This window comes from Streptomyces daliensis, assembly GCF_054782395.1.
In genome coordinates this window covers 25346-39600 of the sequence record NZ_BAAGSO010000119.1, presented here as the reverse complement: position 1 = coordinate 39600, position 14255 = coordinate 25346, and the positions used below count along the sequence as shown (strand labels likewise).

The 14255-nt window shown below is 73.9% G+C and carries 10 protein-coding genes and 1 riboswitch; of the genes, 2 read left to right on the top strand and 8 right to left on the bottom strand.

Going from position 1 to position 14255, the window contains the following annotated elements; all coding sequences use genetic code 11:
- Positions 1–14 precede the first annotated feature (14 nt).
- Positions 15–1163, bottom strand: coding sequence for an acyltransferase (locus ACYVOO_RS33605; protein WP_461019508.1), 1149 nt, complete (start codon positions 1161–1163; stop codon positions 15–17).
- A 340-nt stretch (positions 1164–1503) separates the two neighbouring features.
- Here ACYVOO_RS33605 and ACYVOO_RS33600 point away from each other — a divergent pair, with 340 nt between their 5' ends.
- Complete coding sequence (locus ACYVOO_RS33600) at positions 1504–3519, top strand: bifunctional glycosyltransferase 87/phosphatase PAP2 family protein (RefSeq protein ID WP_461019656.1); 2016 nt, start codon at positions 1504–1506, stop codon at positions 3517–3519.
- Here ACYVOO_RS33600 and ACYVOO_RS33595 read toward each other — a convergent pair.
- Positions 3491–4735, bottom strand: coding sequence for a cytochrome P450 (locus ACYVOO_RS33595; protein WP_461019507.1), 1245 nt, complete (start codon positions 4733–4735; stop codon positions 3491–3493). The genes ACYVOO_RS33600 and ACYVOO_RS33595 overlap by 29 nt on opposite strands.
- A gap of 282 nt (positions 4736–5017) precedes the next feature.
- Here ACYVOO_RS33595 and ACYVOO_RS33590 point away from each other — a divergent pair, with 282 nt between their 5' ends.
- A complete protein-coding gene (locus tag ACYVOO_RS33590; RefSeq protein ID WP_461019506.1) occupies positions 5018–6187 on the top strand; it encodes a steroid 3-ketoacyl-CoA thiolase in 1170 nt (389 codons plus the stop codon).
- Positions 6188–6197: 10 nt separating this feature from the next.
- Here ACYVOO_RS33590 and ACYVOO_RS33585 read toward each other — a convergent pair whose 3' ends face one another.
- From ACYVOO_RS33585 to ACYVOO_RS33560, 6 genes are all read right to left on the bottom strand, one after another.
- Positions 6198–7037: an ECF transporter S component gene (locus tag ACYVOO_RS33585; RefSeq protein ID WP_461019505.1), complete on the bottom strand. Its 840-nt coding sequence runs from the start codon at positions 7035–7037 to the stop codon at positions 6198–6200.
- Positions 7034–9175, bottom strand: coding sequence for an ABC transporter ATP-binding protein (locus ACYVOO_RS33580; protein ID WP_461019504.1), 2142 nt, complete (start codon positions 9173–9175; stop codon positions 7034–7036). Before ACYVOO_RS33580 ends, ACYVOO_RS33585 begins: the two co-directional genes overlap by 4 nt.
- Complete coding sequence (locus ACYVOO_RS33575; RefSeq protein ID WP_461019503.1) at positions 9172–10380, bottom strand: CbiQ family ECF transporter T component; 1209 nt, start codon at positions 10378–10380, stop codon at positions 9172–9174. The genes ACYVOO_RS33580 and ACYVOO_RS33575 overlap by 4 nt, the downstream gene beginning before the upstream one ends.
- Entirely contained in the window at positions 10377–11135 is a 759-nt protein-coding gene (locus ACYVOO_RS33570) for an SCO2322 family protein (RefSeq protein WP_461019502.1), read from the bottom strand. The genes ACYVOO_RS33575 and ACYVOO_RS33570 overlap by 4 nt, the downstream gene beginning before the upstream one ends.
- Positions 11136–11137: 2 nt before the next feature.
- Entirely contained in the window at positions 11138–12469 is a 1332-nt protein-coding gene (locus ACYVOO_RS33565; RefSeq protein WP_461019501.1) for a prenyltransferase/squalene oxidase repeat-containing protein, read from the bottom strand.
- Between the two features lie 191 nt (positions 12470–12660).
- A riboswitch (cobalamin riboswitch) is annotated at positions 12661–12760 on the bottom strand.
- Between the two features lie 93 nt (positions 12761–12853).
- Entirely contained in the window at positions 12854–13951 is a 1098-nt protein-coding gene (locus ACYVOO_RS33560) for an MBL fold metallo-hydrolase (protein WP_461019500.1), read from the bottom strand.
- Between the last annotated feature and the right edge of the window lie 304 nt (positions 13952–14255).

Genomic DNA, 14255 nt, shown 5'->3' with positions numbered 1-14255 from the left:
CCGGCTCAGCCCGCTCAGCCCAGGAAGCGCCGCAGTCCGAGCCGCCCCCACAGCATGCTCAGGCCGAACGACGGCACCACCGTGACGACGGTCAGGGCAGCCGCGGCACCGGCAGCGCCCAGCCAGCCGTGGCCGTCGGAGACGAGCGAGGGCGCGAAAGCCTTCAGCAGGAACACATGGAACATGAACGCGCCCAGCCCCGCGTCCGTCAGCCTGGCCAGGAGCGGACGTACCCGCTCCGGAACGCGCACCCCGTTGACCGCGAGCAGCGCGCAGACGCTGAGCGCTGCGACGAAGACGCTGGCGTTGGGGATCACGAAGTGGATCCGGTCCTGGGACCACAGCACGGCGCCCAGCGCCACCACCGCGCCCGCCAGCCACCAGCGGCGGTGCCCGCGCCTCGTCGCGGGGAGGCTGAGCAGCAGGGCGCCGACCACGGCGTACACCAGCGAGTAGGTCCCGGCCTGCCAGCCGAAGTGCGGCACGTCCCAGCCGGTGAGCCGCGCCAGGTCGCTGAAGACGGTGGGACCGGCCGAGACGACCGCCAGCGCCGCGACCACGCCCCAGGGGCGCTGCCCGGCCTTCAGCAGCATCACGAAGCCCAGGATCAGGATCAGCGGGACGTGGGCGTAGAAGTACCAGAGGTGGTAAGCGGGCTGGACGGTGCCGAACACGGCGTCCAGGGCCAGCTTCGGCAGCGGCCGCTCGTTCGTGTCCCGCCACCAGCCCCAGGCGAGATAGAGCGCCGACCAGATGCCGACGGGGACGATCATGCGCAGGGAGCGCTTGCGCAGCGTCCCGCCGTTCCTCGGGGGCGCGCCCACCAGGACCGCCCAGCCCGCGATGGCGAAGTACAGGGGGACGGCCCAGCTCGTCACCGAGTCGAGGAACAGCCCCGTCCAGTAGACGGCGCGCCCGTTCTCCGCGCTCTTGCCGACCGCCGCCATGCATTCGCCGCCGACGTGGCCGACGATGACCGAGAAGGCGCAGATGACGCGCAGCAGATCGATGTCGTCACGGTGCGCACGGCGTAACGGCTTCTGCTGGGAGTTCTGCGAGTTCCGGGACTTGTCCGCTGGCCCTGATTCCGGTCGAGGCGCGGGAATGGGGGATTCCGGAAGCGGCGGAGCCGCCGAATGTGCCGACACTTCTTCAGTGGTCATGCCCTGCCCTGTGAATGCGAGGAATTCTGTACTCCCTCGCCTATTACGGGCGAGCGGATCCAGATCTTCGCAGCGATCACCGTTCGGAATCTGTCCGTCAGGGAAACAGCAGTGGAATTCTCCGCCCCCGGCCCCTCTTGCCCTTCGCCGCCCGTGCGTGTCAGGTGACCAACAGGTTTCTTGCGTCTGACCGCCCGGGTGACGAACCGGGGAAGACCTGCGGAGAGATCGGGGACGACGGGGCGTGGTGGCGGACACGGCGGGGGGAACGGGCCGGGGCGCGGGCAGAGGCGACGGGGCCCGCACGAGGCTGGCGGAACAGCTCGGGTCGCGCGGGGGCATGGCGCTGGCCGCGCTCTGGCTGCTGGCGGCGGCGCTGGCCGTACGGCAGGCCGCCGCGGTGCTGCGGCTGCCGCCGGACGAGCGGCTGAGCGACCTGCTCGCCTGGATCGGCGACAACGGCGTCCTGCGTGCGCGCGGTTCCCTCTACGACGGGCCTACGCCCTTCACGGGGACGCCGTTCGCGGGCCTGGTGCTCCGGCCCTTGACCCGCGCCGCCGAGCAAGGGCTCGGCGTGGCCTGGACGTTCGGGACGCTGCTGCTCGTCGCCGCCGTCGGCGTGGTGGCCGTACGGGCGCTGCCGCAGCCCGTTTCGCACCCCGCCGCACGCCGTACCGTGCTGTTCGCCGTGCCCGTCGCGCTGGGGCTGCTGATGCTCTCGGTGCCGGTGCGCAACACCTTCCACCTCGGGCAGACCAGCATCCTCCCGGTGCTGCTGGTGCTCGTCGGCTGGCTGCGCCTGGTCGACGGGGAGCGCGCGGGACGTGTGCGCGCGGAACGCGTGGGAGGTTCGGCCGCGCGGAGCCGCTGGGCCGGAGTGCTGATCGGTCTCGCCGCCGTGCTCCAGCCCGCCGTGCTGCTCTTCGTCCCCCTCCTGTGGGCGACGGGCCGCCGCCGGGCCGCGCTCGGCACCCTGGGCACCTTCGCCGCCGGTACGGCACTGGCCTGGGCCGCCATGCCAGCCGACTCCTGGACGTACTGGGTGCACCACCTCGCGGGCACCGGGCTCGGCGATCCGGCCGACGCCACCGCCAACCAGTCGGTGCACGGCGCCCTGCTCAGGGTCGGGCTGCGCGGGCCCCTGGAGACCGTGCTGCTCGTGGTGCTGGCCGGCGCGGTCTGCTGGTGCGCGCTGCGCCGCGCCGTGCGCTACGCCCGCGACGGGCAGCCGCTGCTGGCCGCGGCCGTCGCCGGGTGCGCGGTCGTCGCGGTCTCGCCCACCGCCTGGCAGCACCAGCAGTTGTGGATCCTGCTGGCCGTCGTCGGGCGGGTGGGACGGCGCAGGGCCGACCGGCTGGTGTGGCCGGTGTTCGTCGTGCTGGTGATGTCGCTCGACGGGGACGCGCTGGTCCCCCACCTGCCCGGACTGTCCGCCGTCGCCGCCAACGCCCCGCTGCTCGCGGCCCTGCTGGCGGCCTGCGCCCTCCCGTTCCTGCCGCGCGCCTCACCGCTGTGGGACGCGCCCGAGCGCTCGGGCCCGCTCGGCCGCCCCAATCTGATGCTGGAGCTGCTGCTGATCCGCTTCGGGTACTGGGCGTACTCGTACGTGCGCGGCCACGCGCCCGACGCGCGCGGCACAGCCGAGCACCACGGGAGCCAGATCCTGGGCATCGAGTCGGTGCTGCGGATCGACGTGGAGCACGCGCTCAACCGGCTGACCGCGCGCACCCCTTGGCTGGAGGCCGCTGCCGACTTCTCCTACACCACCTTCCACTTCCTCGTCCCCGGCGTCCTGCTGACCTGTCTCTACGTGCGCCGTCCCGCCGAGTACCGCGCCGCGCGCACCGCGCTCGGCCTGGCCACGCTCCTGGGGCTGATCGGCTTCTGGCTGTACCCGCTGGCGCCGCCCCGGCTGATGCCGGGCCTTGGCTACGTCGACACCGCGCACGGCCCGCAGGACCTCTCGGACCCGGACTTCGGCGCGCTGACGGAGCTGTCGAACCAGTACGCGGCGATGCCCTCCCTGCACGTCGGCTGGTCGCTGTGGTGCGCGGTGGTCGTGCTGCGTGTGACGCGCCGACCGCTGTTGCGGACGCTGGGCGTCCTGTACCCGCTGCTGACCACGTTCGTGGTGCTGGCCACCGCCAACCACTATCTGCTCGACGCGGTGGGCGGCGCCGCCGTCGTCGCCGCGGGCTGCTGGCTGGGGCGGCGGTTCACGGCGGCGACGCGGGCCGCGACGAGCGCGCCGACGGAACCGGAACGGGAGCTGGGACCGGAACCGGCACCGGGAACGGCCGCGTCCAGCGCCCGCGCCGAGGCGCGCCCTACGCGTAAGCCACCCGCAGCTCCTTGATCCCGTTCAGCCAGGACGAGCGCAGCCGCCTCGGGTCCCCCGCGAGGGAGATGTCGGGGAGGACGTCGGCGATGGCGTTGAAGATGAGGTTGATCTCCAGCACCGCGAGGCTCTTGCCCAGGCAGAAGTGCGGGCCTCCGCCGCCGAAGCCCAGATGGGGGTTCGGATCGCGGGTGATGTCGAAGGTGCCGGGCTCTTCGAAGACCTCGGGGTCGTTGTTGGCGGAGGAGTAGAAGATGCCGACGCGCTGGCCCGCCTTGATCGCGGCGCCGCCCAGCTCGGTGTCCTGGGTGGCGGTGCGCTGGAAGGAGACCACCGGGGTGGCCCAGCGCACGATCTCCTCCGCCGCCGTCTCCGGGCGCTCGCGCTTGAACAGCTCCCACTGCCCGGGGTGGGTGAGGAAGGCGTGCATGCCGTGGCTGATGGCGTTGCGGGTGGTCTCGTTGCCCGCGACGGCCAGCAGGATCACGAAGAAGCCGAACTCGTCCGAGCTGAGGTTCCCCTCGCTCTCGGCCGCCACGAGCTGGCTGACGATGTCCTTGGCGGGGCACTCCTTGCGCGCCTCGGCCATGGTCATCGCGTAGGAGACGAGTTCGGCGGCCGACTCGGCGCCGATCTCCTCCGTGATGGCGTACTCGGGGTCGTCGTAGGCCACCATCTTGTTGGACCAGTCGAAGATCTTGGCGCGGTCGTCCTGCGGGACGCCGATCAGCTCGGCGATGGCCTGGAGCGGCAGTTCGCACGCGATGTCGGTGACGAAGTCCCCGGTGCCCTGGGCCTTCGCGGTCTCGACGATGCGGCCCGCGCGATCGCGCAGCGCGGTCTCCAGGGCGCGTATCGCGCGCGGGGTGAAGCCGCGCTGGACGATCTGGCGGACGCGGGTGTGCTCGGGCGGGTCCATGTTCAGCATGATCAGCTTCTGGACGTCGAGCTGTTCGCGGGTCATGTGCTCGCCGAAGCGGATGATGGCGGTGTTGGTGGTGGACGAGTAGATCTCGGGCCGGGTCGAGACCTCCTTGACGTCCGCGTGCCGGGTCACCACCCAGTAGCCGTCGTCGTCGAACCCGGCCAGTCCGTGCGGCTGGGCGTTCCACCAGACGGGAGCCGTCTGCCGCAGCAGCGCGAACTCCGGTACGGGGACGCGTTCCTGGTACACGTCGGGGTCGGTGAAGTCGAACCCCTCGGGCAGCTCGGGCATCGCGGGGCAGGAGGACATCGGCAGCTCCACTCCATGTCTGACGGCCCATCAGATTCGGCCATGAAGGTAGTAACGGGTTCTACAAGTGGCAAGGGTCGCGGCGTGAGGGATTGCGTACGGGCTGTGTGCGCTTCTCGTGCACGCCCCTTGCACGACCCTTGCGCGGCGGGGGCGGGGCTCATAAGACTGTTTGCGGAACTAGAACGCGTACTACTAGGGCCCTTCCGGTGCCGGGACCCACCGGAAGAGACCTGGTGCCCTGCCCCGGTTGCCCCCGCTGCCGCCCCGGAAGGACGCTCCATGGCCGCAGAACCCGTCATCGTCGAAGCAGTACGCACCCCGATCGGCAAGCGCGGAGGGGCCCTCGCCAACCTCCACCCCGCCTACCTGCTGGGCGAGACCTACCGCGAACTCCTCGGCCGCACCGGCATCCACGCCGACTGCGTCGAACAGGTCGTCGGCGGGACCGTCACCCACGCCGGGGAGCAGTCCATGAACCCGGCCCGCAACGCCTGGCTGGCCATGGGCCTCCCGTACGAGACGGCCGCGACCACCGTCGACTGCCAGTGCGGCTCCTCGCAGCAGGCCAACCACATGGTCGCCAACATGGTCGCCGCCGGCGTCATCGACGTCGGGATCGGCTGCGGCGTCGAGGCCATGTCGCGGGTTCCGCTCGGCAGCGGCTCCAAGCACGGCCCTGGCAAGCCCTTCCCCGACGAGTGGAACGTCGACCTGCCCAACCAGTTCGAGGCGGCCGAGCGCATCGCCCGCCACCGCGGCCTCAGCAGGGAACGGGTCGACTCCCTCGGGCTGCTCTCCCAGGAGCGCGCCGCCACCGCCTGGGCCGAGGAGCGCTTCAAGCGCGAGACGTTCGCCGTGCAGGTGCCCACGACCGAGGAGGAGCAGGCGGGCGGCCAGGGCATGTGGCGCCACGTCGAGCGCGACGAGGGGCTGCGCGACACGTCCATGGAGGCACTGGGAAACCTCAAGCCCGTGATGCCAACGGCCGTCCACACCGCCGGGAACTCCTCGCAGATCTCCGACGGGGCCAGCGCGGTGCTGTGGGCGTCCAAGCGGATGGCGCGGGCGCTGAAGCTGAAGCCTCGGGCGCGCATCGTCGCGCAGGCACTGGTCGGCGCCGACCCGCACTTCCACCTCGACGGTCCCGTCGACGCGACCCGCGCGGTGCTCGGCAAGGCGGGCATGTCCCTCAAGGACATCGACCTCGTGGAGATCAACGAGGCGTTCGCTTCCGTCGTCCTCTCCTGGGCCCAGGTCTTCGAACAGGACCTGGAGAAGGTCAACGTCAACGGCGGCGCCATAGCCCTGGGTCACCCCGTCGGCGCGACGGGCGCCCGGCTGATCACCACGGCGCTGCACGAACTGGAACGCCGGGACAAGGAGTTCGCGCTCATCGCCATGTGCGCGGGCGGCGCGCTGTCCACGGCGACGATCCTCCAGCGGCTGTGAAGGGGCTCGGCTAGGGCGCGGGCGCCTCGAAGCGCACCGGTGCCTCGAACGCGGCCCGGCGGGTCGCACGGCGCAGGGCGCGCAGGACGGTGCCGCCGAGGGTGAGGGTGAGGACGACGGTGAGCAGGGCGCGGGGCACGTCCCAGCCCAGGGACGTGGCCAGTACGTAGGCGACGAACCGCGCCAGGTTCTCCGGCAGCGGGTCGCCGGGGACGAAGGAGACGCCGGAGCCCATGCCCGCGATGTAGGGCCAGCCCTGGAGGTTCATCACCAGCCCGTAGAGCAGCGCGGCGACGGCACCGTACGCCGACAGGAGCAGCAGTTCGCGGCGCCCGCGCAGCCGGGCGGGGCCGGGGAGGAGCCCGGCGCCCATCGAGACCCAGCCCATGGTGAGCATCTGGAACGGCATCCACGGCCCGACCCCGCCCGTGAGCAGCGCGCCCGCGAACATCGAGAGCGCGCCCAGCACGAAGCCGAACCCGGGCCCGAGCACCCGGCCCGAGAGCACCATCAGGAAGAACATCGGCTCCAGTCCGGCCGTCCCCGCGCCCAGCGGGCGCAGCGCGGCCCCGGCAGCGGCGAGTACGCCGAGCATCGCGACGGCCTTCGCGTCGAGTCCGGTGTCGGCGATGGTCGCGACGGCGACGGCGAGCAGCAGCGGCAGCAGCGCGGCGAACAGCCAGGGCGCGTCCTCGGAGTGCGCGAGCCCGGACGCCGAGTCGGCGAGCAGCGGCCACCCGAAGGCGGCGACGCCCGCGAGGGACACGAGCAGCAGCGCGGCGACGGAACGGGGCCCGAGCCGCACGGCCCGTACGGCCCGTACGGGGCGCGGGCTCGTCGTGCCGGTCATCGGGGTCCCTCCGCTTCCAGCGCGGCGCGCACCTGGGGGACGGTCAGCCAGGGGGTGGGGGCGAGGATCTTGGACACCTGGGGCGCGAAGGAGGGCGATGAGGTGACGACCTCGGCCGTGGGGCCGTCGGCCACGACCTCGCCCTGGGCGAGGATCACGACGCGGTGCGCCAGCTCGGCGACCAGCTCCACGTCGTGCGTGGCCAGCACGATGGCGTGCCCCTCGGCCGCGAGGCCGCGCAGCACGCCGACGAGGCGGGACTTGGCCGCGTAGTCCAGGCCGCGCGTCGGCTCGTCGAGCAGCAGCAGGGGCGGCCGTGCCGTGAGGATCACCGCGAGGGCGAGGGCCAGCCGCTGGCCCTCGGACAGGTCGCGCGGGTGGGTGGCGTCGGAGACTCCGGGCAGCAGCGTCGAGACCAGGGCGCGGCAGGCGCCGGGCTCGGCGGCGGTGCCCGCGTCCGCGTCGGCCGCCTCGCACTCGGCGGCCACCGTGTCCGCGTACAGCAGATCGCGCGGCTCCTGCGGTACGAGCCCCACGTGCCGCAGCAGTTCGGCGGGCCGCGTCCGGTGCGGGGTGAGCCGTTCCGCGCCGACGGACGCGCTGCCTGACGTGGGCGCGTGGACGCCGACGAGGGTGTTGAGGAGGCTGGACTTGCCCGCGCCGTTGCGGCCCATCAGGGCCACCGTCTCGCCGGGGCGCACGGTCAGGTCCACCTCGCGCAGCGCCGTCACGGGGCCCCTGCGCAGGGAGAGCCGGGAGAGCGCGGCGAGGGGCGTCGCGGCGGACGCGGCCTCGGTGCCAGCACGGGCACCGGGACGGGTACCGGCACCGGCGCTGACGCCGTCGCCGCCGTCTCGTGAGCGGCGGCCTCCCCGGATGCGGGGGCCTGTCTGGGCCGGGCTGGTTGGCGGTTGGTCGGCCGCGGGGGCCGGGGGCGTGTGGTCTGTCGGTCGTTCCGGGAGCGCGGGCGTACTGTCGCCGCCGTCTCGCGTGTGGCGGCCTCCCTGCATGCGGCCTTCCGGCGCGGGGTCTGCTTGCGCCGGGCTGGTTGGCGGTTGGTCGGCCGCGGGGGCCGGGGGCGTGTGGTCTGTCGGTCGTTCCGGGAGCGCGGGCGTACTGTCGCCCCCGTCTCGCGTGCGGCGGCCTCCCTGCATGCGGCCTTCCGGCGCGGGGTCTGCTTGCGCCGGGCCGGTTGGCGGCTGGTCGGCCGCGGGGGCCGGGGGCGTACGGTCTGTCAGCCGTTCCTGCGGCGCGGATGTGCCGTCGCCATCGCCTCGCGGGCGTCGGCGGCCTTCCGGCGGTCCGTCGGCCGGAGGCGTAAGGGCCGCCAGCCGCTCCCGCAGCGCGGAAGCCCCGCGCCGCGCGTCCCGTACGGACAGCGGCGGCGGCGACCAGCCCGCCAGCGCGGCCAGTTCGACCACGGGCGGCTGGACGGGGGAGGCCGCCAGCAGCGTGGCGGGATCGCCGAGCCCGGCGGGCGCGCCGGGACCCGGCAGCAGCAGCACCTGGTCCGCGTACTGCACGACCCGCTCCAGCCGGTGCTCCGCCATCAGCACCGTCGTCCCCAGGTCGTGCACCAGGCGCTGGACCACGGCGAGCACTTCCTCGGCGGCCGACGGGTCGAGTGCCGAGGTCGGCTCGTCGAGTACGAGGACCCGGGGGTGCGGGGTGAGGACGGAGCCGATCGCGACCCGCTGCTGCTGGCCGCCGGAGAGGGTGACGATCGGCCGGTCCCGCAGCTCGTTGAGGCCCAGCAGGTCCAGGGTCTCCTCGACGCGGCGGCGCATCGTGCCAGGGGGCAGGCCCAGGGACTCCATGCCGTAGGCGAGTTCGTCCTCGACGGTGTCGGTGACGAAGTGGGCCAGCGGGTCCTGGCCGACGCTGCCGACGACGTCGGCCAGCTCGCGCGGCTTGTGCGTCCGCGTGTCACGGCCCGCGACCGTCACCCTGCCGCGCAGGGTGCCCCCGGTGAAGTGCGGGACGAGCCCGGAGACGGTACCCAGGAGGGTGGACTTGCCCACGCCCGACGGGCCGACGAGCAGGCACAGTTCGCCCTCGGGGATCTCCAGATCGACGCCCTGGAGCGCGGGTTCGGCCCGCCCCTCGTACGTGACCGAGACCTGCTCGAAGCGGATCACTGTGCGGACTCCTCGGTGCTGGACCGCGCGCCACGGGCGGGGCGCAGGCGGTACGGGTACGGGTACGTGTTCGGAGCCGGGTCGTCGATGCCCCCGTCGGACGGTGGGCGGGCGGCCCCGGACCTGGGCCCTGGCGCGGGGGCCACGAGAGCGGGCAGCAGCCCGAGCAGTGCCGCGGCCGCCGGCCACAGGGGGAAGGAGGGCGCCGTCAGCGGCACGGCGGGCGGGTGCAGCGCGCCCGGATACGCGCCGCTCGCCCAGATCATGGCCGTCGCGACCGCCGCCCCCGAGGCGGAGACCAGCCATGCCCGCGCGCCCCACCTGTCAGGGCGGTAGCGGGTACGGATACTGCGCCGCCCGCCCAGCCACAGCCCGGCCAGCGCGAGGACGACGCCCACGCACAGCAACGGCGTCCCGTACGCCGCGCCCTGCGCCGCCAGCAGCGTGTACGTGCCGACGCAGACCCCCAGCAGCCCGCCGAGCGTGAGCGCGGCCGTGGTACGGCGCACGGCGCGCGGCACCTCCGCCGCGCGCCCGTAACCCCGCGCGTCCATCGCGGCGGCCAGCGCCACAGAGCGCTCCAACGCGCCCTCCAGCACCGGCAGCCCGACCTGGAGCAGCGCCCGTACGCCCTTGTCGTCACGCCCGCGCAGACGGCGCGCGGCACGCAGCCGCTGGACGTCGGCGACGAGGTTCGGCGCGAAGGTGAGCGCGACGACGACGGCGACGCCCGCCTCGTAGAGCGCGCCCGGCAGGGACTTGAGGAGCCGGGCCGGGTTGGCGAGGGCGTTGGCCGCGCCGAGGCAGATGAGCAGGGTGGCCAGCTTCAGCCCGTCGTAGCACGCGAACACCATGCCCTCCGCCGTGACTCGCCCCCCGACGCGCACGCCCCGCGCCCACTCGGGGAGCGGAACCTCCGGCAGCGTCACCAGGACGTGGCTGCCGGGGACGGGCGAGCCGAGGAAGAAGGCGAAGACGAGCCGGATGCCCAGGACGAGCAGCCCGAGCTTGAGGAACGCGCCGTACGAGCGCGCCCAGGGCGCGTCCGTGCGGCGCGCGGCCACGACGTAGCCCGCGACGGCGATCAGCAGCGCGAGCAGCAGCGGATTCGTCGTCCGCGAGGCGGCGACGGCCAGGCCCAGCGCCCACATCCACCAGGCCCCCGGGTGCAGCGCGTCGCTCCGGTGGGGGGTGCCGGGGGTCATGTGCGGCGGCGACGGGCTTGCCAGAGCGCTGCCGCGCCGAGTGCGGCGACCGTCGCGATGCCCGCCGCGACGCCGAGGCCCGTGGACAGCCCTTCGCCGCCCTCGTCGTCACCGCTGTCCTGCGCGGCCCGGTCTCCCGTGTCGTCCCCGGTGTCGTCGCTGTCGCCGTCGCCGTCGCCGGAGGTCTGCTCGCCGCAGCCCTTGGCGGGGTAGCCGTCGATGGCGCACAGGAGCGAGTCGGAGTTGTAGCGGAGGGGCTCGGCGACGGCCGCGAGCGCCTCGGCGGCCGTCGCGTCCTCGCCGACCCGCGCGCAGGCGGTACGCGCCTTCGGCGGCTTCTCGCCGCCCGGCGCGTCCGACGCGGTGCCGAAGTCGATGCTGAGGGCGACGCGCTTGGTGCCGGACTTCGCGTCCGTGTCCCCGCACACGGTGTCGAAGCCCGCCGTGCCGCGCGGGGTCGCGGCGTCCTTGGAGTCCTCGCTGACGGCGAAGCGGAAGCCGAGCACGTCGCCGTCGGCGGGCCGCAGCACGGAGGGGCCCTGCGTCGCGTACGACCAGGACGAGTCTTTCCCGTCCTGTTCCCAGAAGGACCAGTAGCGGTAGCCGTCCTTCGCGGCCGGTACCGCGTGCGCCGCCGGTGCCTGGCCGGCGAGCAGGGCCAGGAGACCGGCGAGCAGCACCAGCAGCGCGCGGCCCGTGTGCGGTGAACGTGCTCTCGTCGGCGCGGACATCGCGTCAGCAGTCGTCCCGGCCATCGTCACAGTCCCTGCCGCTTGCGACGGCCGCTCAGCATGATGCCGATGCCCGCGCCCGCCGCCAGACCCGCGCCGATCATGGACCAGAACAGCACGGTGCCGCCGCCGTCGCCCTCGCCCTCGTCGGACTTCGCGGAGTCCGACGCGTCCGGCATCTTCGCCGGGCGGGGCCCGGTGGCGTTGAGGCGCTTGAGGAGGTCGGTGCCGCCGAGCGTGGCCGCGTCGCCGCCCGTCGCGTGCACGGCGAGCATCAGGCCGCCGATGGCGGCCGGGTCGTCGTCGGCCTTGTCCCACTTGGACAGGTTCTCGCGCAGCCAGCCGAGCGGCTTCTTCGCCTCGTCGCGGTGGCCGCCCGCCGCCAGCGCGACGACGGCGTCCGCGGTGTTGGCGTAGTCGGGCTGCCCCTCGGCGCCGGGCAGCACGGAGTCGAGGTGGCCGCCGTTCTTCTTCAGTACGGACGCGAGATACGCGGCGCCCGCACCGGCCGCCTTCTCCGGGCCGTCGCCGATGTCCCCGTCGCCGTCCTTGTCGCAGGTCAGGGGCGTGAGCGCGGAGTTACTGCCCTTCGCGGAGACCAGCAGCCCTTCGCCGAGGCCCGCGAGCGCGGCGGCGGCCGTCGCATCGTCGTTCGGCGCGAGCGTGCCGTCCTTGCCGGGCTGGTAGGCGAAGGCGCCGAACTGGCCCTTCTTCGCGTCCTCCGTGCCCTTTGTGACCTTCGCGTCGCAGCCGAGCTGGAAGGAGAGCAGCGCGTCGTACGGCGTCTTGCCCTCCTTCACCGTCTTGCCGGGGTCGCGGCCCGCCGCCGCGAGGGCGCCGATGACGACGGAGACCGAGTTGGCGTCGGAGGGGCTGCCCGAGGTGTAGCCCCAGCCGCCGTCCTCGTTCTGCGCGGACTCCAGCCAGTCCACCGCCTTCTTCACGGCCGCGCTCCTGCCGCCGACGGCCGACAGCGCCTGGACGGCGACGCCGGTGGCGTTGGTGTCGCCCGGGGTCTTCTTCGGGTCGCACTCCTTGCCGGTGTCGGCACGGTACGCGGTGAAGGAGCCGTCGGCGCACTGCTGGCCCGCGAGCCAGTCGACGGCCTCGGGCGCCGGTGTGGCGCCCGCCGCGTCGAGGGCGAGGAGGGCGACGGACTGCCGCCACACCCCGTCGAACTTCGGGTCGGCCTTCCCGTAGAGCCCGCGCCCGTCCGGCAGCTTCCCGGCGCCGGAGGACGGGTCCTTCGGCGCGGAAGATGCGTCGGCGAGGGCCGCGGGCGCGGCGACCGCGCAGAGCACGGCGGAGGCGGCGAGAGCCGCGGCGCTGCGGCGCAGGAACATGCGGCGCAGGAACATGACGGGTGCCTTTCGGTGGGCGGAGCGGTCCGCAGCCGGGCACGGCCGCCCCGCCGCGCGGACTCGGTCCGGGCGGCGGCACACCGGGCTCGGCTCCGTATACCTCGACGGTGCCGGTGACCGCGCCCCTCGCCGTACGGCGGGAGCGGCGGCCACGGGAGCCTTGCCTCCTGCCGGGTGCTCCGGCTCACGGTGTCCTCGCGCGCGGCGGTGCGACCGGCAGGGCCGACGCGGGCGCGCGGAGACACCGTTCACGGTTGCGGGTCAGCGCCGGAGTCCCACCGGCTTCCCCCGGACGGAGGCGATGTCTGCACCGTCCACTGTAGCCGGGGCCCCCGAGGAGCCCCCGGGCCCCTGAGCGGGCGGCGTCGGCTCGTCGGCTCGTCAGCTCGTCGCCTGGTACGTCACCGGGTCCGAGCCCACCGTCGCCTCGGCCTCACCCAGCTTCACCAGGCGCCGCAGGTGTGCCTCGGCCTCGGCGACGGCGATGTTGCGGGAGCCGTACGGGATCTCGGCCCACGGCCGGTTCCACTCCATCGACTCCGCCAGCTCCCACGGCGTGAGGGGACGCCCGGTGAGGAGGGTGCGCAGCGAGGCCAGCCGTTCCGCGTGGTGCGTCAGCAGCTCCCGTACGCGCCCGGCCGCGTCCGCGAAGGCGTACTGGTGCGCGGGCAGCACCTCGGCGGGGTCGAGCGCCGCTATGCGCTCCAGGGAGGCGAGGTAGTCGCCGAGGGGGTCGCCGCGGTCGGCGAGCGCGGCGTCGTCAGGGTCCTCGTAGAGGCCGATGTGCGGGGTGATGCCGGGGAGGAGGTGGTCCCCGGAGAACAGCCGCCCGTTCCCCTGCGGCACGTCCACCTCGCCGCCCGCGGGGCCGCGCCCCGGATGGCGCTCCTCTAGATGCAGGCAGACGTGGCCCGGCGTGTGCCCAGGGGTCCAGATCGCGCGGAGCCTGCGCCCGGCCAGGTCCAGCAGTTCACCGGGCACGATCTCCCGGTCGGGCAGCGCGCCCCGCCCGCCCGGCATCCGCCGCATCCGTCCCCCGGCCCGCGCCTCGTGCAGGGGCGCCGTGTGCGCGTCGGGGGCACCGGCCGCCGTCAGCTTCGCGGCGAGGTAGTCGAGCCACCGGTGCGGGTCGGTCTCGCGGGAGCGTCGTACGACGGCGGCGTCCGCCTCGTGCATGGCGATCCACGCCCCGGACGCCTCGCGCACCTGCCCCGACAGGCCGTGGTGATCGGGGTGGTGGTGGGTGACCAGCACGCCGTGCACATCGGCGATCGACGTACCGCACGCGGCCAGCCCCCGTTCGAGCGCGTCCCACGAGGCCGGGTCGTCCCAGCCCGTGTCGATCAGTACGGGCCCCCTGCCGGTGTCCAGGAGGTGGACGAGGGTGTGGCCGAGGGGGTTGTCCGGAATGGGCACGGGGATGCTCCACACCCCACCGCCGTGATCGGTCACCTGCGGTGTGTGCGGTGCGTTCGTCATGGCCGGGTCCCCTCGTCGTCGGAGCGCGCGCACCGCCCACTATAACTAGAACCAGTTTCAGTGCATGCTCAACCAGTGGGCCGGGGGCGGACGTTCGGGCGGTCGTTCGGGGCGGTCCGTGCCGTGGACTCCTGGAAGTGGAACTGGTATCAGTTCTGATGCGGCGTCAGGAAAGCTCGGCCGGGCGGCTGCCGGGCGTCCGGGCGCCGCGCCATCAGCCAACAGCTTCAGTCGTCAGCCAACACCCGTACGCAGCACCCATACGCAGGACCCGTACCCGACACCCGTACACGGCAGGCAGTGC

Coding starts and splice junctions, on each gene's coding strand:
- ACYVOO_RS33605 (WP_461019508.1), bottom strand. CDS start 1,163: ATGACCACTGAAGAAGTGTCGGCACATTCGGCGGCTCCGCCGCTTCCG.
- ACYVOO_RS33600 (WP_461019656.1), top strand. CDS start 1,504: ATGGCGCTGGCCGCGCTCTGGCTGCTGGCGGCGGCGCTGGCCGTACGG.
- ACYVOO_RS33595 (WP_461019507.1), bottom strand. CDS start 4,735: ATGTCCTCCTGCCCCGCGATGCCCGAGCTGCCCGAGGGGTTCGACTTC.
- ACYVOO_RS33590 (WP_461019506.1), top strand. CDS start 5,018: ATGGCCGCAGAACCCGTCATCGTCGAAGCAGTACGCACCCCGATCGGC.
- ACYVOO_RS33585 (WP_461019505.1), bottom strand. CDS start 7,037: ATGACCGGCACGACGAGCCCGCGCCCCGTACGGGCCGTACGGGCCGTG.
- ACYVOO_RS33575 (WP_461019503.1), bottom strand. CDS start 10,380: ATGACCCCCGGCACCCCCCACCGGAGCGACGCGCTGCACCCGGGGGCC.
- ACYVOO_RS33570 (WP_461019502.1), bottom strand. CDS start 11,135: ATGGCCGGGACGACTGCTGACGCGATGTCCGCGCCGACGAGAGCACGT.
- ACYVOO_RS33565 (WP_461019501.1), bottom strand. CDS start 12,469: ATGTTCCTGCGCCGCATGTTCCTGCGCCGCAGCGCCGCGGCTCTCGCC.
- ACYVOO_RS33560 (WP_461019500.1), bottom strand. CDS start 13,951: ATGACGAACGCACCGCACACACCGCAGGTGACCGATCACGGCGGTGGG.